This is a genomic window from Blastococcus sp. CT_GayMR20 (assembly GCF_004570345.1).
The window spans coordinates 1-18,936 of the sequence record NZ_SPQM01000096.1 but is presented as its reverse complement, the minus strand read 5'-3'; the positions used below and the strand labels follow the sequence as shown (position 1 = coordinate 18,936).

The 18,936-nt window shown below is 72.4% G+C and carries 20 protein-coding genes and 1 pseudogene; 15 read left to right on the top strand and 6 right to left on the bottom strand.

Translation table 11 applies throughout. The features are described 5' to 3' along the window. The coding region (locus tag E4P40_RS19075; RefSeq protein ID WP_135160079.1) for an MFS transporter at positions 1–297 on the bottom strand (297 nt) is incomplete at its 3' end. Positions 298–492: 195 nt separating this feature from the next. After that, the gene (locus E4P40_RS19070; RefSeq protein WP_135160078.1) at positions 493–1,674 is read right to left on the bottom strand and encodes a zinc-dependent alcohol dehydrogenase; all 1,182 of its coding nucleotides are present in this window, start codon (positions 1,672–1,674) and stop codon (positions 493–495) included. 289 nt (positions 1,675–1,963) lie between these two features. Between E4P40_RS19070 and E4P40_RS29055 the strand changes: the two genes are divergently transcribed. The 3 genes from E4P40_RS29055 (at position 1,964) to E4P40_RS19050 (ending at position 5,631) form a co-directional block, all read left to right on the top strand. Next, the gene (locus tag E4P40_RS29055; RefSeq protein ID WP_245160438.1) at positions 1,964–3,547 is read left to right on the top strand and encodes a M23 family metallopeptidase; all 1,584 of its coding nucleotides are present in this window, start codon (positions 1,964–1,966) and stop codon (positions 3,545–3,547) included. Between the two features lie 100 nt (positions 3,548–3,647). Next, on the top strand, positions 3,648–4,565 hold the full coding sequence (locus tag E4P40_RS19055; RefSeq protein WP_135160077.1) for a cation diffusion facilitator family transporter: 918 nt from the start codon (positions 3,648–3,650) through the stop codon (positions 4,563–4,565). A gap of 109 nt (positions 4,566–4,674) precedes the next feature. After that, positions 4,675–5,631: a cytochrome c oxidase assembly protein gene (locus tag E4P40_RS19050; protein ID WP_245160437.1), complete on the top strand. Its 957-nt coding sequence runs from the start codon at positions 4,675–4,677 to the stop codon at positions 5,629–5,631. A 92-nt stretch (positions 5,632–5,723) separates the two neighbouring features. On the opposite strand, the gene E4P40_RS19045 is transcribed toward E4P40_RS19050, so the two are convergent. Next, on the bottom strand, positions 5,724–7,274 hold the full coding sequence (locus E4P40_RS19045; RefSeq protein ID WP_135160076.1) for an MFS transporter: 1,551 nt from the start codon (positions 7,272–7,274) through the stop codon (positions 5,724–5,726). 76 nt (positions 7,275–7,350) lie between these two features. Here E4P40_RS19045 and E4P40_RS19040 point away from each other — a divergent pair, with 76 nt between their 5' ends. The 4 genes from E4P40_RS19040 to serB all read left to right on the top strand — a co-directional run bounded on the left by E4P40_RS19040 (position 7,351) and on the right by serB (position 11,892). Beyond that, positions 7,351–7,860, top strand: a complete 510-nt coding sequence (locus E4P40_RS19040) for a YfcE family phosphodiesterase (protein WP_209305415.1) — start codon at positions 7,351–7,353, stop codon at positions 7,858–7,860. Continuing rightward, the gene (locus tag E4P40_RS19035; protein WP_135160074.1) at positions 7,857–8,705 is read left to right on the top strand and encodes a putative RNA methyltransferase; all 849 of its coding nucleotides are present in this window, start codon (positions 7,857–7,859) and stop codon (positions 8,703–8,705) included. The genes E4P40_RS19040 and E4P40_RS19035 overlap by 4 nt, the downstream gene beginning before the upstream one ends. Before the next feature lie 89 nt (positions 8,706–8,794). Beyond that, positions 8,795–10,546 (top strand): cytochrome c oxidase subunit I, encoded by a 1,752-nt coding sequence (gene ctaD, locus E4P40_RS19030; protein ID WP_135160073.1) that lies wholly within the window; start codon positions 8,795–8,797, stop codon positions 10,544–10,546. Positions 10,547–10,572: 26 nt separating this feature from the next. Continuing rightward, a complete protein-coding gene (gene serB / locus E4P40_RS19025) occupies positions 10,573–11,892 on the top strand; it encodes a phosphoserine phosphatase SerB (RefSeq protein WP_135160072.1) in 1,320 nt (439 codons plus the stop codon). Between the two features lie 2 nt (positions 11,893–11,894). Here serB and E4P40_RS19020 read toward each other — a convergent pair whose 3' ends face one another. Then, positions 11,895–12,461 (bottom strand): isochorismatase family protein, encoded by a 567-nt coding sequence (locus E4P40_RS19020; protein ID WP_135160071.1) that lies wholly within the window; start codon positions 12,459–12,461, stop codon positions 11,895–11,897. 17 nt (positions 12,462–12,478) lie between these two features. Continuing rightward, a complete protein-coding gene (locus tag E4P40_RS19015; protein WP_135160070.1) occupies positions 12,479–13,780 on the bottom strand; it encodes a nicotinate phosphoribosyltransferase in 1,302 nt (433 codons plus the stop codon). A gap of 60 nt (positions 13,781–13,840) precedes the next feature. Between E4P40_RS19015 and clpS the strand changes: the two genes are divergently transcribed. Both clpS and E4P40_RS19005 read left to right on the top strand, forming a co-directional pair. Continuing rightward, positions 13,841–14,137, top strand: a complete 297-nt coding sequence (clpS, locus tag E4P40_RS19010; RefSeq protein ID WP_135160069.1) for an ATP-dependent Clp protease adapter ClpS — start codon at positions 13,841–13,843, stop codon at positions 14,135–14,137. Positions 14,138–14,209: 72 nt separating this feature from the next. Then, positions 14,210–14,710 carry a DUF2017 family protein gene (locus E4P40_RS19005; protein WP_135160068.1) on the top strand — a complete coding sequence of 167 codons (501 nt, stop codon included), beginning with the start codon at positions 14,210–14,212 and terminating at the stop codon, positions 14,708–14,710. Here the strand turns inward: E4P40_RS19005 and E4P40_RS19000 are convergent. After that, a complete protein-coding gene (locus tag E4P40_RS19000) occupies positions 14,649–15,002 on the bottom strand; it encodes a hypothetical protein (protein ID WP_135160067.1) in 354 nt (117 codons plus the stop codon). The two genes, E4P40_RS19005 and E4P40_RS19000, sit on opposite strands and share 62 nt — an antisense overlap. Positions 15,003–15,103: 101 nt before the next feature. Between E4P40_RS19000 and E4P40_RS18995 the strand changes: the two genes are divergently transcribed. The 6 genes and pseudogenes from E4P40_RS18995 to E4P40_RS18970 all read left to right on the top strand — a co-directional run. After that, positions 15,104–15,577 (top strand): M67 family metallopeptidase, encoded by a 474-nt coding sequence (locus E4P40_RS18995; protein ID WP_135160066.1) that lies wholly within the window; start codon positions 15,104–15,106, stop codon positions 15,575–15,577. 176 nt (positions 15,578–15,753) lie between these two features. After that, on the top strand, positions 15,754–16,029 hold the full coding sequence (locus E4P40_RS18990) for a MoaD/ThiS family protein (RefSeq protein ID WP_135160065.1): 276 nt from the start codon (positions 15,754–15,756) through the stop codon (positions 16,027–16,029). Between the two features lie 19 nt (positions 16,030–16,048). After that, positions 16,049–16,999, top strand: a complete 951-nt coding sequence (locus E4P40_RS18985; RefSeq protein WP_135160064.1) for a cysteine synthase — start codon at positions 16,049–16,051, stop codon at positions 16,997–16,999. Positions 17,000–17,053: 54 nt separating this feature from the next. After that, complete coding sequence (gene murI, locus E4P40_RS18980) at positions 17,054–17,884, top strand: glutamate racemase (protein ID WP_135160063.1); 831 nt, start codon at positions 17,054–17,056, stop codon at positions 17,882–17,884. Further along, positions 17,881–18,621, top strand: coding sequence for an MBL fold metallo-hydrolase (locus tag E4P40_RS18975; protein WP_135160062.1), 741 nt, complete (start codon positions 17,881–17,883; stop codon positions 18,619–18,621). Before murI ends, E4P40_RS18975 begins: the two co-directional genes overlap by 4 nt. An 8-nt stretch (positions 18,622–18,629) precedes the next feature. Then, a pseudogene (locus tag E4P40_RS18970) lies at positions 18,630–18,936 on the top strand (ATP-dependent DNA ligase); the annotation flags it as partial.

Here is an 18,936-nt window from a genome sequence, read left to right as displayed (position 1 = left end):
CACCCGGGCGGCGGCGAGGGTGCCGTACGTGGGGGCGAACGCCGCCAGGGCGTTGCCCACGACGAACACGACCATCAGGGCGATCAGCGTCTGGCGGGGCGTGAAGCGCAGCCCGAGGGCGGTCAGCGTCGGCGCGCCGATCACGACGCCGATCGCGTACGCCGAGATGAGGATGCCGACCGCCGACACCGACACCCCGAGGTCGTCGGCGATCTCGGGCAGCATGCCCATGACGACGAACTCGGTGGTGCCGATGCCGAAGGCGCCGATGGCGAGGGCGAGCAGGGCGCGAGGCACGAGCAGGAACTCCAGGGGACGCGGGGTCGCGGGCAGGAACGGCCGGCGGACGTCGTCGTCCTCAGGTGGGCCGGGCAGGAAGAACTCTCCCCAGGAGCAAGGTGTGCCGCGGGGCAGCCATGCCCCACCGCGGACGTGGGTCTGCTCACAGGGGACGGGCGCACGGCGGGTGCGCGGGCACCCGCCGTCCGGCGGTCAGGGCTTGAGCAGGACCTTGACGGTCCCCTCCTTCTTCTCGCGGAAGTTCATGTAGGCCTCGGGTGCATCGCTGAGGGGGACGTGGTGGGTGGCGAAGCCGTCCACGCCGAGCGGGTCCTCGTCGGTGAGCAGCGGGAGGATGTCGGGCACCCAGCGCCAGACGTTGGCCTGCCCCATGCGCAGCTGGATCTGCTTGTCGAACATGCGCATCAGCGGCAGCGGGTCGGTCGCCCCGCCGTAGACACCGGACAGCGAGATGGTGCCGCCGCGGCGCACGGCCTCGATCGCGGTGTTCAACGCGGCCAGCCGGTCGACGCCGGCCACCTGCATGACCTTCTCCATGATCGCGTCCGGCACCACCGCGGTCGCCTTCTGCGCGAGGGACGCCAGGGGAGAGCCGTGGGCCTCCATCCCGACCGCGTCGATCACCGCGTCCGGCCCGCGGCCGTCGGTGGCATCGCGGACGGCGGAGACGACGTCCTCCTGCTTGGTGGAGTCGATGACCGTCACACCGCGGGCGCGCGCACGCGCGAGCCGCTCGGGGACGACGTCGGCGCCGAACACCTGCTTCGCGCCGAGGTGCAGGGCGATGCGGGCGGCCATGTCACCGATGGGGCCCAGGCCCAGGACGAGCACGCTGCCGTCCTTCGGGATGCCGGCGTACTGCACCGCCTGCCAGGCCGTCGGAAGGACGTCGGAGAGGTAGACGAAGCGGTCGTCGGCGGGACCCTCGGGGACCTTGATCGGCAGGGTGTTGCCGAACGGGACGCGCAGGTACTCGGCCTGGCCCCCCGGCACCTGGCCGTAGAGCTTCGTGTAACCGAACAGGGAGGCGCCGAAGCCCTTCTCCCGGTTCTGGGTGGTCTCGCACTGCGACTGCAGGCCCTGCGAACAGGTCCAGCAGGTGCCGCAGGAGATGTTGAAGGGGACGACGACGCGGTCGCCGGCCTTGACCGCCGTCACCTCGGAGCCGACCTCCCGGACGATCCCCATCGGCTCGTGGCCCATCACGTCGCCGACGGTCATGAACGGCGCCATCACCTCGATCAGGTGGAGGTCGGAACCGCAGATCCCGGACGACGTCACCTCGATGACGACATCGGTCGGCTCCTGGATCACGGGGTCCGGGACGGTGTCCACACGTACGTCGGCTCGGCCGTGCCAGGTGACTGCGCGCATGTCGGAATCTCCCTCGATAGGGCCGCGACTCGGCCCCTTCAAGGGTCCTTCTGCCCCGTCGTGACGTGGATCGCGCGACTTTCAAGCTGTAACGGCGCGCCCCTCACTGAGCGTGACATCAATTGAGCAGAACGTGGAACCACATCCTTGAATCTTTGTGGTCCACGGCACAGAAGCAGGGCCCTATTCCCCTGGTCCCACATCACGAAACGGTCACGGCGTGTTTACATGGGCCCCGCTCCTCTCCCCGGGAGCCGCTGTGCATTGCCCGCCAACGGAAGTCAGGTGCATGAGTTCGCTCCACCACGACCGCCTCCTCGCCGAGGGATCCGAGCCCGTGCAGGGGACCGGTTCGACCCTCACCACCGCCCGCGGAACCTCGCGGAAGCCGGCCGGGGAGAAGGCCACGAGCACGGTCCCGTCGCAGCGGCAGGGGAAGTCGCAGCGCACCGGGTCCGCCCAGACCACCGGCGGGGCGACCCCCGCATCCCGGACCCGGCGCACCGCCGGCGGCAAGGCCGCGGCTGCTGCCGCCGGCACGATCGCCGCCCGTGCGCGGGCCGCCGGCACTGCCACCGGGAAGGCGGCGTCGGCGAAGGCCGCGACCGCCAAGGCAGCCACCGTCAAGGCCGCGACGGCGAAAGCGGCGACGGCGAAGGCGGCGACCGCCCGTGCCGTCACCGGCGCGAAGACCGCTGCCGCCGCCAAGGTGACCGGCCGGACCAGCGCGAAGCCCGCGACCGCGGCGCCCGCCTCCGCCAAGCCCGCGGCGGCCAAGCCCGCGGCGGCCAAGCCCGCGGCCGCCAAGCCCGCGGCCGCGAGGACTCCTGCCGCCAAGACTCCGGCCGCGAAACCTGCCGCCGTGAAGTCGGCGGCCACCCCGGCAGCCACGACCAAGCCGAAGCCGGCCGCGAAGACGACCACCAAGCCGGCCGCGAAGGTCGCGGCGGCGAAGCCTGCGGCCGCGAAGCCCGTCGCCGAGCCCGTTGCCCCCACGGCGGTGGCAGCCGAGCCGGTCGCCTCGCGGCCGACGCCCTTCAAGCGCCCCTCACCGCCGGTCGAGCTGGCCGTCGAGGACGTCGTGGTGCCCGCCGCGACGGACACCGCGGCCGAGATCATGACGCACCCGGCGGACGACGTCCGTTCCGGCTTCCTCCGCCGTCGGCCGCCGCTGCTCGGTCGCCGTCCCGGGCTCTACCTGGCCGCCGCGATGGTCGGCGCCCTCAGCGTGAGCGCGTTCTCCACCGGTGACCCCGCCGCGCAGGCCACGTCCACCGTGAGCCACTCGGTGAGCGTGGCCGAGGCGCTCGGCATCGAGGCGGCTCCGGCCGAGGAGATCACCGCGATCGACGCGACCCAGCGCCTCGGCGAGCTCGCGGTCAGCCGCAACGTCCGCGAGGCCGAGCAGGAGGCCGCGGTGCAGGCGCAGGTCGCGGCCGATCAGGCGGCAGTGGCCGCCGCGGCCGAGGCGGCCCGCCCGAAGGCCGTGCTGCCCGTCGACGGTGCCCGGCTGACCAGCGGCTTCGGCGCCCGGTGGGGAACGCTCCACGCCGGCATCGACCTCGCCGCGCCCATGCGGACGCCCGAGTACGCCGCCATGGACGGGGTCGTGCTCGAAGCCGGCCCGGCCAGCGGTTTCGGGCTCGCCGTCTACATCCAGCACGAGAACGGCGACGTCACCGTCTACGGCCACATGGACTCGATCCTGGTCCAGGCGGGCCAGGTCGTCCGCGCCGGCGAGACGATCGCGCTGCTGGGCAACCGCGGTCAGTCCACCGGGCCGCACCTCCACTTCGAGGTGCACGTCGGCGGTCTCAACGGTCAGAAGATCGACCCCCTCCCGTGGCTGCGGGAGCGTGGCGTCGCCATCTGAGTCCGCGCGCCACTCGACGCCCCTCGCCGGAGATCCGGCGGGGGGCGTCGGCCGCGTGGGGCACACTTCTGAGGACGGCGGACCGGCAGGGAGGCGGGGCATGGGACACGGGCACACCCATGCGCCGGTGACCGCTGCCGGTGGTCACCGCCGCCGCCTGATCGTCGTCCTCGGGCTCACCCTCGCCGTCCTGGTCGCCGAGGTCGTCGGGGCGATCGTCTCCGGCTCCCTCGCCCTGCTGGCCGACGCCGGGCACATGGCCACCGACGCAGCCGGGATCGCGCTCGCCCTGGGGGCCGTCACGCTGGCCCAGCGCCCGGCTCGAGGCCGACGCACGTTCGGCTGGCAGCGGGTCGAGATCCTCGCGGCAGTGGCGAACGGTCTGCTGCTGCTCGTCGTGGCCGGCTACGTCCTGGTCGAGGCCGTCCGCCGGATCGGTGACCCGCCGGAGATCGCGTCCGGTCTGATGCTGGGCATCGCCGGGGTGGGCCTGGTGGTGAACCTGGTGTCGCTGGCGGTCCTGCACCAGGGACGGCGGGAGTCGCTGAACGTGCGGGGCGCCTACCTGGAGGTCCTCGCCGACGCCCTGGGCTCCGTCGCCGTCATCGTCGCCGCGCTCGTCATCCTCCTCACCGGCTGGACCCCGGCCGACATCCTCGCCTCGGTGGTCATCGGCTTCCTGGTCCTGCCGCGGGCGTGGCACCTGCTCCGCGAGGCGCTCGACGTCCTCCTCGAGGCGGCGCCGAAGGGTGTCGACCTCGACGACGTGCGCACCCACATCCTCGAGGTGGACGGCGTGATCGGCGTCCACGACCTGCACGCGTGGACCATCACCTCCGGGCTGCCGGTGCTGTCGGCGCACGTCGTGGTCACCGACGAGGCCCTCGCGGCCGGTCACGGCGGCCGTGTCCTCGACTCCCTGTGCGAGTGCCTCGGCGAGCACTTCGACATGGAGCACTGCACGTTCCAGATCGAGGCCGCGGCGCACGCGGGCCACGAGTCGCCGGTCCACGACTGAAAGAGGACCCCGTCCTCCCCACCCTTCGCAGGCTCAGGGTGGGACCCGGGGCGGGGCCGCCGGTGGGACAGTGGTGCAGGCACGGACCAGTTCAGGAGCGGAGGCATCGGTGGAGCACGGGCACCACTCGGGCATGTGGGTGCCGGGGGAGCCGCCGTCCTGGGGGCGGATGTTCCTGCCCCACCTGGGGCCGGAGTCCGCCCTCGCGGTGCTCAGCGTCCTGGGCCTGCTGATCTACCTCGCCGCCGTCGTCACGCTCCGGCGAACGGGCGTGCGCTGGCCCTGGTGGCGGACGCTGGCGTGGATCGGCGGGACCGGCTCGCTGTTCGCCGTCACCGGCACGTGGCTCAACGGCTACAGCATGGTGCTGTTCAGCGTCCACATGACCCAGCACATGGTGCTGTCGCTGATCACGCCGCTGCTGCTGCTCCTGGCCGCGCCGGTGACCCTCGCGCTGCGCACGCTCCCGCGCGGCCGGGGAGCGGCCGGCGCGCCGCGGGCGCTGCTGCTGGAGGCGCTGCACAGCCGGTTCGCGCGGTTCGTCTCGCACCCGCTCTTCACCGTGCCGCTGTTCATCGCCAGCCTCTACGGCGTCTACTTCACGCCGCTGTTCGACGCGCTGATGGGCAACGCCATCGGGCACCAGGTCATGCTGGCGCACTTCGTGGTCACCGGGCTGCTGTTCTTCGGCCCGATCGTGGCGCAGGACCCGTGGCCGCGGACGCTCAGTCACCCCGGCCGGATGCTCGAGCTCTTCCTGCCGGTGCCGTTCCACGCGTTCTTCGGCGTGGCGATCATGATGGCCGGCTCGCTGGTGGTCGACACGTTCGCCGACCCACCGGCGGAGTGGGGCATCGACCCCATCGCCGACCAGGGTGTGGCCGGCGGGATCGTGTGGGCGTTCGGCGAGCTGCCGACGGTCCTCGTGCTCGCCGTCGTCTTCTTCTCGTGGGCGAGCTCGGACGGCCGGCGGGCCAAGGCGCTGGACCGCGCCGCCGACCGGACCGGTGACGCCGAGCTCGAGGCCTACAACGCCCGCCTCCGGGCCATGGCCGACAAGGGCTGAACCGCGGCAGCGCTCGTCCTGGCTCAGCTGACGGGGTCCTGGCTCACTGTCGACGGTGAGCCAGGACCCCTGACGATCAGGTCACCTGATCGTCAGCCGGCGTGCACGACCGCGTCGGTCGGCAGGTCCTCCTTGGTTGCCTTGATCAGGACCGCGGAGACCAGCGCGCCGACGACGAGCAGCGCCGCCGCCCAGGTGAAGGCCGTGGTGTAGCCGGCCACCTGCGCCTCGAGCCCGACCAGCGAATCGGTGGCCGGGTCGCGCCCCGACATGGCGGCGTCGGTGAAGTAGTCGGTGATCGCGCCCACCGACAGGGTGGCCAGCAGGGCCGTGCCGATCGAGGCGCCGACCTGCTGCGTCGCGTTGAGCATGGCGCTCGCGGCCCCCGCGTCGTGCACGCCGGCCCCCACGAGCGCCAGGTTCGACAACGGCACGAACGTGAAGCCGAGGCCGAGGCCCAGCAGCAGCTGGCCGGGGAAGGCCAGTTCCCAGAACCCGGTGTCGATGTCGAGGAAGGACATGAGGAACAGCCCGCCGGCGGCCAGCAGCCCGCCGACCACCATGACCGGCCGTGGACCGACCTTTGGCACCAGGGCGCTGGCAAGGCCGGCCGAGATGAGCACACCCAGCGTGGTGGGCAGCGAGGCGAAGCCCGCCTCCACCGGCTTGTACCCGAGCACCTGCTGGAAGTAGAGGCTGAGGAAGAAGAAGGCACCGATCAGGCCGGCGCCGACGAAGGTCGACGTCAGGTAGGCGCCACCCCGGTTGCGGTCCAGCACGATGCGCATCGGCAGCAGCGGGTTCCTGGTCCGCAGCTCGAGGACGACGAAGGCGGCGACCAGCAGCAGCCCGCCACCGATGAACAGCAGGGCCAGCGGCTCGGTCCAGCCGCTCTCCCCGCTGCCGCCGGGCTGTGCGTTCTCCTGCGCTTCCATGGCGACCCGCGTGAACCCGTAGACGACGGAGGCCAGTCCCAGGGTGATCAGCACGGCGCCGGGGATGTCGTAGCTCGTGTCACCGGGCGCCTTGCTCTCCGGCACGATCGGGATGGCGGCGAGGATGGCGAAGATCGCGACGGGCAGGTTGACCCAGAAGCACCAGCGCCAGTCGGCGTACTCGGTCAGCACGCCTCCGAGCAGGAGGCCGACGGCCGACCCGCCACCGGCGATGGCGCCGTAGACGGCGAAGGCCTTCGCCCGCTCCCTGGTGTCGGTGAAGAGGACGGTCAGCAGCGCGAGCGAGGCGGGGGCGAGCAGTGCCCCGAAGGCACCCTGGAGGGCGCGGGCGGCGAACAGCATCGCCTCGTTCTGGGCGAGCCCACCGAGCGCGGAGGCCACGGCGAACCCGCCGGCACCGACCAGGTAGGTGCGCTTGCGGCCCCAGAAGTCGGCGATGCGGCCCCCGAGCAGGAGGAGGCCGCCGAAGGTCAGCGTGTAGGCGGTGACGATCCACTGCTGGCTCGCCGCGTCGATACCGAGGTCGGCGGAGACGGCCGGTAGGGCGATGTTGACGATCGTCGCGTCCAGGATCACCAGCAGGACGGTCACGGCGATGACGGCGAGCGCCAGCCAGCGCTTCTCGTAGGGCTCCTCGGCAGGGGTCGTCCCGCCGGCGTCAGCCGTCATGGGGGAGGGGTCGGTCACGGAGCGTCCTCAGGGTTCGAACGGATGGGCCGGATCGCCGGCCGGGCAGAACGTATCGGCCTGCAACCATGTCGTCGTGCCTGTTTCGCTGGTGTTCACCTCGGACACGCACGTCCCGAAGCGGGCGCGTGACCTACCTCATTCCCTGTGGGCCGCGATCGACGACGCCGACGTCGTGATCCACGCCGGCGACTGGGTGGACATCGCCCTGCTGGACCGGTTCGAGGAGCGGTCGCGCCGGCTCGTGGCGGTCTACGGCAACAACGACCACGGGCCCTTCCGCCGACGGCTGCCGGAGGTCGCGCACGCCGAGATCGAGGGCATCCGGTTCGCCGTCGTCCACGAGACCGGCGACGCGAAGGGGCGCGAGCTGCGCTGCGCCGCCCGCTATCCCGACACCGACATCCTCGTGTTCGGGCACAGCCACATCCCCTGGGACACGACGGCGCCGACCGGTCTGCGGCTGATCAACCCGGGGTCGCCGACCGACCGGCGCCGGCAGCCGCACGGCACGTACGTGACCGCGACCGCGGCGGACGGCGAACTCACGGACGTCACCTTCCACGCGGTCCCTCCGCGGACGTGAGCACCCGCCCTCCGCTCGACCACCGGGCGGTGGCCCTGCTCGCCTGCCCCGTGTGTGCCGCGGCGCTCGCACCGGTGGCCGACGCGTCCGCCCTCCGCTGCGCCGGCGGGCACCTCTTCGACCGCGCCCGGCAGGGGCACATCAGCCTGCTGCCGCCCGGCCACCGGCCGCCGTCCGGCGATTCGGCGGAGATGGTCGCCGACCGGGTCTCCTTCCTCGAGGCCGGCCACTACGCCGGGCTCACCGGCGCGATCGCGGACGCCGTGGACGGGACGACGCTGCTCGACCTCGGGGGCGGCACCGGCCACCACCTCGCCGGCGCGCTGGACCGGCTGCCCGACGCGGTGGGCGTCGTCCTCGACTCCTCCCGCTACGCCGCCCGCCGCGCCGCGCGGGCGCACCCCCGCGCGGTCTCCGTCGTCGCGGACACCTGGGCGGGGCTGCCCGTCGCCGAGGCGGCCGTCGACCGGGTGCTCGTCGTCTTCGCGCCGCGCAACGGGCCGGAGATCGCCCGCGTGCTCGCCCCGGGCGGGCGGCTCGTCGTCGTCACCCCGGCGTCCGATCACCTGGCCGAGATCGTCGGGCCGCTGGGCCTGCTGCGCGTCGACCCCGACAAGGCCACCCGGCTCGCGGGGACACTCGAGCCGCACCTGGTGCCGGTCGGATCGTCCGCCTTCCGCCAGGAGCTCCGGCTGGACCGGGCGGCGGTCGCCACGCTGGTCGGCATGGGGCCGCACGCCCGGCACCTCGACCCAGCGGCGCTGGCGTCGTCCCTCGCCGCCCTTCCCGAGCCGGTGGGTGTAACGGTCTCCGTCGACATCGGCACCTACCGCCCCGCCGGCTGAGGCGGCTCCGGCCAGGCAGGACGCGGGCCGTCGGCGCGCCTGACCTGTCCGCCCGAGGTGCCGGCGGAGCCTCGTCTAAGCTCCCGGGCGTGACGATTGCGCCTGCGCCCATCGTGAGCCGGCCGAGCCCGGCCCGCGTGGTCGAGAAGGGCTCGCGGCTGTCGAACCTGCTGCGGACCACCGACCACAAGACCATCGGCCTGATGTACCTGGTCACCTCGTTCGCGTTCTTCATCGCGGGTGGGCTGATGGCCATGCTGATGCGCGGCGAGCTGGCGAGGCCGGGGCTGCAGTTCCTGTCGCCGGAGCAGTACAACCAGCTGTTCACGATGCACGGCACCGTGATGCTGCTGCTGTTCGCGACGCCGCTGTTCTTCGCGTTCGCGAACCTGATCATGCCGCTGCAGATCGGCGCTCCCGACGTGGCGTTCCCGCGGCTGAACGCCTTCTCGTACTGGCTGTTCCTCTTCGGTGGCCTCATCGCGATGTCGGGTTTCCTGACACCCGGTGGCGCGGCCGACTTCGGCTGGACCGCCTACACGCCGCTCTCGGACGTCACGAACTCCCCGGGTGCCGGTGGGAACCTCTGGATCGCCGGCCTGGCGGTAGGTGGTCTGGGCACGATCCTCGGTGGCGTCAACTTCATCGCCACGATCGTGTGCCTCCGCGCGCCCGGCATGACGCTGTTCCGGATGCCGATCTTCACCTGGAACGCGCTCGTCACCAGCGTCCTGATCCTGCTGGCGTTCCCGATCCTGACCGCGGCCCTGTTCGGGCTGCTGGCCGACCGCAACCTCGGCGCTCTCGTCTACTCCGACGAGAACGGCGGGCCGATGCTGTGGCAGCACCTGTTCTGGTTCTTCGGGCACCCCGAGGTCTACATCATCGCGCTGCCGTTCTTCGGCATCATCACCGAGATCATCCCGGTCTTCAGCCGCAAGCCGCTGTTCGGCTACAAGGGGATGGTCTTCGCGACGCTGGCGATCGGCGCGCTCTCCCTCGCGGTGTGGGCCCACCACATGTACGCGACCGGCGCCGTGCTCCTGCCCTTCTTCGCGTTCCTGACCTACCTGATCGCCGTGCCGACCGGCATCAAGTTCTTCAACTGGATCGGCAGCATGTGGCGGGGGCAGCTGACCTTCGAGACGCCGATGCTGTGGTCGATCGGCTTCATGGTCACCTTCCTCCTCGGGGGTCTGACCGGCGTCCTGCTGGCCAGCCCGCCGCTGGACTGGCACGTCAGCGACAGCTACTTCGTCGTCGCGCACTTCCACTACGTCGTCTTCGGCACCGTCGTGTTCGCCGCCTACGCCGGCATCTACTTCTGGTTCCCGAAGATGTGCGGCCGGATGATGGACGAGCGGATCGGCAAGCTGCACTTCTGGATGACGTTCGTCGGCTTCCACGCCACGTTCCTCGTGCAGCACTGGCTGGGCAACGAGGGCATGCCCCGCCGGTACGTGGACTACCTGCCGACCGACACGTTCACCACCCTGAACACGATCTCGACCATCGGGTCCTTCATCCTGGGCGCCTCGACGATCCCGTTCCTCTACAACGTCGTGAAGTCGTGGAAGTACGGGCAGCTGGCCCTGCGCGACGACCCGTGGGGTCACGGCAACTCGCTGGAGTGGGCGACGTCGTCGCCGCCGCCGCGGCACAACTTCACCGAGATCCCGAAGATCCGCTCGGAGCGGCCCGCGTTCGAGGCGCACTACCCGCACATGCTCCAGCGGCTGCAGGACGAGGCGCACTCGGGCAAGCGGCACGCGCCGTACGCGAGCGAGCTGGTGGACGGGACGGGCCCGCGCCAGGGCCCGAACGACCCCGACCCGACCTGATCGACTCGACCGGAGGCCGAGGCGACGTGGAACGGCCCCCTTCAGGGCCCCGCCCCGAGCGTGCGAGGGGTGGGGGGAAGGGGGTCCTTTCACCGCTCGATCCGACCCCCCGCCCCCTGGCGGCCCCCGCAGCGCTTCCCGCGCGGGCGCTGCTCACCGTCTCCGGCGCGGACCGGCCCGGGGTCACGGCCCGGCTGTTCTCCGCGCTCGCCGATCCGGCGGACGGCGCCCCGGCTGTGGAGGTCCTCGACGTCGAGCAGGTCGTCGTCCACGGCCACCTCGTGCTGGGCGTCGTCGTCGCGGCCCTCGATCCCGGTGCGGAGGAGGCGGCGCTGCTCAAGCACCTCTCCGGCCTGGCCGCCGACGTCGCGGCAGCCACCGGCGTCGACGTCGCGGTGGAGTCGGCATCGGGTCCGGAGCCGGCGCCCTCCGCCACCGGCCGGCCGCACCACGTGATCGTCCTGGGCCGCCCCGTCCCGCCGGACGCCGTCGCGGGGGCGGCAACGGCCATCGCCGGGATCGGCGGCAACATCGATGCGATCCGGCGGCTCTCGGACTACCCGGTCACCAGCTTCGAGCTCACCGTCTCCGGCGCGGAGGCGACCGAGCTGCGCACTGCGCTCGCCGCCGTCGCCGCGGCGACCGGGGCCGACATCGCCGTGGAGCAGGTCGGCCTGGCCCGCCGTAGCAAGCGGCTGATCGTGCTGGACGTGGACTCGACGCTCGTCCGCGGCGAGGTCATCGACGAGCTCGCGGCCCGGGCCGGGCGGGCGGCCGAGGTCGCGCGGATCACCGCGGCAGCCATGAACGGCGAGCTGGACTTCGCCGAGTCGCTGCGCGCGCGGGTCGCCGTCCTCGAGGGGCTGCCCGTGGAGGTGCTCGACGAGGTGCGGGAGGCGCTGGTCCTGACGCCGGGGGCGCGCACCCTGATCCGCACCCTGCAGCGGCTCGGCTTCCGGTGCGGCATCGTCAGCGGCGGATTCACCCAGATCACCGACCCGCTCGCCGAGACCCTCGGGCTGGACTTCGCCGCCGCCAACACCCTCGAGGTCGTCGACGGCAGGCTCACCGGCGGCCTGGTGGGGGAGATCGTCGACCGGCCGGGGAAGGCCCGGGCGCTGGCCCGCTTCGCCGAGCAGTACGGGATCCCGCTGGAGCAGACGGTGGCGGTCGGCGACGGCGCCAACGACCTCGACATGCTCAACACCGCCGGCCTCGGCATCGCGTTCAACGCCAAGCCCTTCGTGCGGGAGCAGGCGCACACCGCGCTCAACCAGCCCTACCTGGACGCCGTGCTCCAGGTGCTGGGCTTCACGAGGGACGAGGTCCTCGACGCCGTCCCGTGAGCTCAGGGGCGGTGCACCTCGCCCTCCAGCGCGACGCCGGCCCTGCGCAGCTGCTCCAGGGCCGCGTCCGTCGTCCCCTCGCTGACACCGGCGGTCAGGTGCAGCAGGACGCGGGTGGCGAAGCCGTTGCCGACCGCGTCCAGGGCGGTGGCGCGCACGCAGTGATCGGTCGCGATGCCGACGAGGTCGACCGCGTCCACGCCGCGCTCCCCCAGCCAGTCCGCCAGCGGGACGCCGTCCGCGGCACCCTCGAAGCCGGAGTAGGCGGCGGCGTACTCGCCCTTGTCGAAGACGGCCTCCAGCGGCTCGCGGTCCAGTGCCTCGTGCAGCTCCACCCCGCCCGTCCCGACCACGCAGTGCGCCGGCCAGGTCTCCAGGAAGTCCGGGTGCTCGGCGAAGTGCCCGCCCGGTTCGATGTGGTGGTCGCGGGTGGCGACGACGTGGTCGTACCCGGCGGCCGGGATGTGCCCGGTGATCGCCGCCGCCACGGCCGCGCCGCCGGGGACGGCCAGGCTGCCGCCCTCGCAGAAGTCGTTCTGCACGTCCACGACGATGAGTGCTCGGGTCATCGCTGCTGCCCTCCCAGCTAGGCGTCCACCGTCTCCAACGCCGGTTCCCCGCGCGAGAGTGCCCACGCCTCGGCCGGCAGGGCGGCGCGGGCCCGCTCGTGGTGGAGGCGGGCCTCCTCCAGGGCCTCGGCCGGCGTCCGGGGGGAGCAGACCTCCCCACCCCGCACCAGGGGGACGACGAGGTCGCGGTCGCCGTCCCGAGCGGTGATGGGCCGGCTGCTCACCACCTCGGCCAGGGCCATGCCGTCAGCGTCGTGCCGGCGGACGGCGTGCTTGCGGCCACCGACCGACACCTTGTCCTTGGACTTCTTGGCCACCGGGACGCCGTCGCGCTCGACCAGCTTGTAGACCATTCCGACCGTCGGTGCGCCCGAGCCGGTGACCAGCGAGGTGCCCACGCCGTAACGGTCGACCGGGGCCGCCATCAGGCCCGAGATGGCGTACTCGTCCAGGTCGCTGGTCACCACGATGCGCGTCCTCGTGGCCCCGAGGGAGTCGAGCAGCTCGCGGGCGTGCGTGGCGAGCGTCGGCAGGTCGCCGGAGTCCAGGCGGATGCCGCCGAGCCCGGGACCGGCGACCTCGACCGCGGTCCGGATCCCCTGGTCGACGTCGTAGGTGTCGACGAGCAGCGTCGTCCCCGGGCCCAGCGTGTCGACCTGCGCCTGGAAGGCCGACCGCTCGTCGTCGTGCAGCAGCGTGAACGCGTGCGCGCTGGTGCCGGTGGTCGGGACGCCGTAGCGCCGGCCCGCCTCGAGGTTCGAGCTGGAGGCGAAACCGACCAGGCGGGCGGCCCGCGCCGCGGCGACCGCGGCCTCCTCGTGGGTGCGCCGCGACCCCATCTCGATGCACGGCCGCTCGCAGGCCGCGGCGATCATGCGGGCGGCCGCGGAGGCGATGGCGCTGTCGTGGTTGAGGACCGAGAGCGCGAGCGTCTCCAGCAGCACGCCCTCGGCGAAGGAGGCCCGGACGGTCAGCACCGGCGAGCCGGGGAAGTAGAGGTCGCCCTCGGCGTAACCGTCGATGTCGCCGCCGAACCGGAAGTCGGCCAGCCAGTCGAGCAGCCGCTGGTCGGTGATGCCCTGCTCGCGGAGGGCGGTCAGCTCGTCGTCCCCGAAGCAGAAGTGCGGCAGCTCCTCCAGGAGCCGGCCGGTGCCCGCGAGGATGCCGTAGCGGCGGCCGTGGGGGAGGCGGCGGGCGAACACCTCGAAGACGCAGTCCCGGTCGGCCGTGCCGTCGGCCAGCGCCGCGGCGACCATCGTCAGCTCGTAGCGGTCGGTGAACAGCGCGGGTGCCGGGCAGGCCGGTCCGGGGGTCGGCATGGGACGGGAGCGTAGGCGGGTGGGCCGACGGCGGCTGACCGGCGTCCTAAGGTGGAACGCGTGGCCGGACCGCTCGCTCCCACGTGGACGCCGGAATCCTCGACCGAGGAACACGGCGACCTGGACCGGCCCTGGGTGACCATCGTCTGGAACGACCCGGTCAACCTCATGAACTACGTCACCTTCGTGCTGCAGGAGCTGTTCGGCTACGACGAGCCGACCGCGACGACGCTGATGCTGCAGGTCCACCACGAGGGCAAGGCGATCGTCAGCTCGGGGCCACGCGAGCGGATGGAGCACGACACGAGCCGCCTGCACGCCTACGGCCTGTGGGCCACCTACCAGAAGGACTCATGAGCGAGCGTGCGAGCTCCCGATGACAGAGCGCCTGGGCTTCACGCGTTCGACGAGCGCTAGCGAGGAGGTTGCGTGAAGCCCTTTCGAGCTGCGCGCGGCGGTGACGTCGTCGCCCGGCTGGACCCCGCCGAGGCCGGCATCGTCGGCCTGCTCCTCGACCAGCTGGAGCAGTTGCTGGACGCCGACGCCGACGACGTGGGCGGCGACCCGGTGATGGCCCGGCTGCTGCCCGAGGGACACCGTGGCGACCCCGAGCTGGCTGCCGACTACCGCGACCTGACCGAGGCGTCGCTGCGCAGCGGGAAGGCCGACGACCTGGCGATGGTCCGGGCCACCCTGCCCCCCGAGGGCGGCGAGGTGCGGCTCGACGCGGAGCAGGCCGGGGCCTGGCTGCGCACCACCAACGACCTGCGCCTGGCCATGGGCACCCGGCTGGAGATCAGCGAGGACACCGAGCCCCCCGACGAGGTGACCGGCGAGGAGGACCAGCAGCTCGCGGTCTACTACTGGCTCACCGCTGTGCAGGGGTCGCTCGTCGACGCACTGGTCGCCGGTCGCGGCGGCCGAAGCTGAGCAGGATCAGCAGCGCGAGCAGCACGTCCAGGCCGAACAGCACGTAGACCATGCCGTGCATCTCGACGTCCTTGACGACCGCGCCGACGGTCGACACCAGCAGGACGGCGGACAGCGCGAAGACGAGCAGGAGCGCGACCACCCGCAGCGAGACGATCAGGATGTAGCCGGCGCGGTCGGCCGGCTCGTCGGGGTCGTAGCCGGGCCGCTTGAGCAGTCCGCGGGCGCCCATGGCCAGCGCTGGGAGCGGCAGCAGCGCCACTCCCAGGGCCACGAGCACCTTCACCAGCACGTCACGCAACGTATCGGACGAGGGACCCCCTGCCTCCCACCCCTCGCAACCTCGGGGCGGGACCCTGCAGGGGGCCGCTGGCGGCGCCTTAGACTGCGGTCGTGCTGCGCATCGACCGCGCGACCTACGACGCCATCGTGGGCCACGCCCGGGAGGACCACCCGGACGAGGCCTGCGGCGTCGTGGCCGGTCCGGAGGGCAGCGACCGCCCCGAGCGCTTCATCCCCATGCTGAACGCGGCGCGGTCGCCGACGTTCTACGAGTTCGACTCCGCCGACCTCCTCAAGCTCTACCGGGAGATGGACGACCGCGACGAGGAACCGGTGGTCATCTACCACTCGCACACAGCCACCGAGGCGTATCCGTCGCGCACCGACATCAGCTACGCGTCGGAGCCGAACGCCCACTACGTCCTCGTCTCCACGCGTTCCCACGCGGAGCAGACCGGTCTGGCCGGCGACGAGGTCGAGTTCCGCAGCTTCCGCATCGTCGACGGGGAGGTGCGCGAGGAGGAGGTCGAGATCGTCGAGTCCTACCTCTTCGGTCACACGCCGACGACGGTCGTCTACGACTGAAAAAACACCCCGTCCCCCCCACGCCTCGCACGCTCGGCGCGGGCCCCTGGACGGGGCGCGCCGCTGCCGGCCGGAATTCCGGACGGCGGCCGGGCGTTGGCCCGCACAGATGCACCACTGCTGCGCCAGGCGCAGCGTCCCCCGACATCCCGAAGTACCGAGGAGAACCGCACGCCATGGCCATCGAGGTCCGGATCCCGACCATCCTGCGCACGCACACCGGCGGCAACAAGACCGTCGAGGGCAGTGGCGGCACGCTCGCCGCACTCGTCGACGACCTGGACAGCAAGCACCCCGGTCTGAAGAACCGCCTCGTGACCGAGGAGGGCAAGCTGCACCGCTTCGTCAACGTCTACGTCAACGACGAGGACGTGCGCTTCACCGGTGCGCTGGACACCGAGGTCAAGGACGGCGACTCGGTGACGATCCTGCCCGCCGTCGCCGGCGGCTGACCCCTCCGGAGACACGCTGATGGCCCGCTTCGCCTCCCTCGTCGACTCGCTCGGCGGCACCCCGCTGGTCGGGTTGCCGTCGCTCTCGCCGACCCCCGACGTCCGGCTGTGGGCCAAGCTCGAGGACCACAACCCGACGGGCTCGATCAAGGACCGCGCCGCGATCGCCATGATCGAGGCCGCGGAGAAGGACGGCTCGCTGTCCCCGGGGGCGACGATCCTGGAGCCGACGAGCGGCAACACCGGCATCTCGCTGGCCATGGTCGCCAAGCAGCGGGGCTACAAGCTGGTCTGCGTCATGCCGGAGAACACCTCCGTCGAGCGGCGCCAGCTGCTGGAGATGTTCGGCGCGCAGATCATCTTCTCGCCGGCCGCGGGAGGCTCCAACCAGGCCGTCGCCGTCGCCAAGGGCCTCGCCGCAGAGCACGAGGACTGGGTGATGCTGTACCAGTACGGCAACCCGGCCAACGCCCAGGCGCACTACGACGGCACCGGTCCGGAGATCCTCGCCGACCTGCCGTCGATCACCCATTTCGTCGCCGGACTGGGGACGACGGGAACGCTCATGGGCGTCTCGCGCTACCTGCGCGAGCACAAGCCGGGCGTGCAGGTCATCGCCGCCGAGCCGCGCTACGGCGAGCTCGTCTACGGCCTGCGCAACATCGACGAGGGCTTCATCCCCGAGCTCTACGACCCCTCGCTGCTGGACTCCCGCTTCTCCGTGGGGCCGGAGGACGCCATCCACCGCACCCGCCAGCTGGTGGAGCGCGAGGGCATCTTCGCCGGCATCTCGACCGGCGCGATCCTGCACGCGGCGCTCGGCATCGCCGACAAGGAGGTCGCGGCCGGCCGGCACGCCGACATCGTCTTCATCGTCTGCGACGGCGGCTGGAAGTACCTCTCGACCGGCGCCTACGCCGGCTCGCTCGAGGAGGCGACCTCCTCGCTGGAGGGCCAGCTCTGGGCATGACACCCCACCGGGTGCTGCACGACCGGAACGCGCGCGGCTAGCCTGGCGCGCGACATGGGGACGACGCAGCGGCGCGGAGCAGACGCACCGATCGGCATCTTCGACTCAGGGGTCGGCGGGCTGACGGTGGCCCGTGCGGTGCTCGACCAGCTGCCGCACGAGGCGATCCGCTACATCGGCGACACGGCCAACGGCCCCTACGGGCCCCTCCCGATCGCCGAGGTCCGGCGGCACTCCCTCGCCGTGATGGACGACCTGGTCGCCAGCGGCGTGAAGATGCTCGTCGTCGCCTGCAACTCCGCCAGCGCCGCCTCCCTGCGCGACGCCCGCGAGCGCTACGACGTCCCCGTGGTGGAGGTCGTGCTGCCCGCCGTCCGCCGGGCCACGGTCGCGACCCGCAACGGCCGGGTCGGCGTCATCGGCACCCAGGCCACCGTCACCAGCGGCGCCTACGAGGACGCCTTCGCCGCCGCTCCGCAGATCACGGTCACCAGCGCCGCCTGCCCGAGCTTCGTCGACTTCGTCGAGCGCGGGGTCACCAGCGGCCGTCAGCTGCTCGGCCTCGCGCAGTCCTACCTCGACCCGCTGCTGGTCGCCGGCGTCGACACCGTCGTGCTCGGGTGCACCCACTACCCGATGCTGACCGGCGTGCTGTCCCTGGTGCTGGGCGACGAGGTGACCCTCGTGTCCAGCGCCGAGGAGACGGCGAAGGACGTCTACCGGGTGCTGACCAACGACGACCTCCTGCGCGAGGAGGACGGACCGCTCCCGCAGCACGCGTTCCTGGCCACCGGCGATCCCGAGCCGTTCGCAAGGCTCGGCCGGCGGTTCCTCGGCCCCGAGGTCGGGTCGGTCCTGCGCGTCGAGACCGTGGGCGCCGCGTGAGGCTCACGGTGGTCGGCTGCTCCGGCAGCGCGCCCGGCCCGAGGTCCGCGGCGTCCTGCTACCTCGTCGAGCACGACGGCTTCCGGCTCGTGGTCGACCTGGGGAGCGGGGCCTTCGGGGCGCTGCAGACCGTGGCCGACCCCGGCAGCATCGACGCGGTCTTCCTGTCCCACCTGCACGCCGACCACTGCCTCGACGTCGCACCGTTCGTCGTCTGGCACCGCTACTCGGGCCTCTCGACCAAGAAGCACGTGCCGCTGTACGCGCCCGTCGCGGCCGAGCGCCGGCTCTCGCTGGCCTACTCCGACGACGGCGACGGGATCACCGACGTCTTCGACTTCGTGCCGGTGGGGCCGGGCTCGTTCACCCTCGGCCCGTTCGGGGTGACGCTGGCGCGCACCGCGCACCCGATCGAGTGCTACGCGATCCGTCTCACGGCCGGCGGGCGGTCGCTGGTCTACACCGGCGACACGGGCCCGTCGGAGGCGGTGATCGAGCTGGCCCGGGGTGCCGACGTCCTGCTGGCCGAGGCGGCGCACCCGCCCGGGCAGGGCCTGCCCGACGGCCTGCACCTGACCGGGCGCGAGGCCGGCGAGCACGCGGCGGCGGCCGGCGTGGGCCGCCTGCTGCTCACCCACGTCCCGGCCTGGGTCGACGAGATCGGGCAGCTCTTCGCCGCCAGCGCGGTCTTCTCCGAGACCGAGCTCGTCCACAGCGGCGCCACCTACGAGATCTGAGGACGGAGATGGCGTCCAGGGGCATGGCGGCGGAGGAGGAGCGGGACGGCGTCCGGCTGACCAGCCTCGACTCGCCGCTGGGTGACGGTCTCGACGTGACCAAGCGCGACCTCGTCGACTACCTGGAGGCGGTGGCCGACAGGATGGTGCCGCTGCTGGCGGGCCGGCCGCTGTCGGTCCAACGGGTGCGGCCCGGCTCCCCGCCGTTCATGCAGCGCAACGTGTCCAAGGGCGCGCCGGACTGGGTTCGGACGGTGCCGGTCTGGTCGGAGGGCTCGCACCGCGAGATCGCCCAGGTGCTGTGCGACGACCGGC

Bases quoted from the DNA above. Each gene is read 5' to 3' on its own strand.
- E4P40_RS29055 (WP_245160438.1), top strand. From the start codon at position 1,964: ATGAGTTCGCTCCACCACGACCGCCTCCTCGCCGAGGGATCCGAGCCC.
- E4P40_RS19055 (WP_135160077.1), top strand. From the start codon at position 3,648: ATGGGACACGGGCACACCCATGCGCCGGTGACCGCTGCCGGTGGTCAC.
- E4P40_RS19020 (WP_135160071.1), bottom strand. From the start codon at position 12,461: ATGACCCGAGCACTCATCGTCGTGGACGTGCAGAACGACTTCTGCGAG.
- E4P40_RS19070 (WP_135160078.1), bottom strand. From the start codon at position 1,674: ATGCGCGCAGTCACCTGGCACGGCCGAGCCGACGTACGTGTGGACACC.
- E4P40_RS19015 (WP_135160070.1), bottom strand. From the start codon at position 13,780: ATGCCGACCCCCGGACCGGCCTGCCCGGCACCCGCGCTGTTCACCGAC.
- E4P40_RS18990 (WP_135160065.1), top strand. From the start codon at position 15,754: ATGGCCATCGAGGTCCGGATCCCGACCATCCTGCGCACGCACACCGGC.
- murI (WP_135160063.1), top strand. From the start codon at position 17,054: ATGGGGACGACGCAGCGGCGCGGAGCAGACGCACCGATCGGCATCTTC.
- E4P40_RS18985 (WP_135160064.1), top strand. From the start codon at position 16,049: ATGGCCCGCTTCGCCTCCCTCGTCGACTCGCTCGGCGGCACCCCGCTG.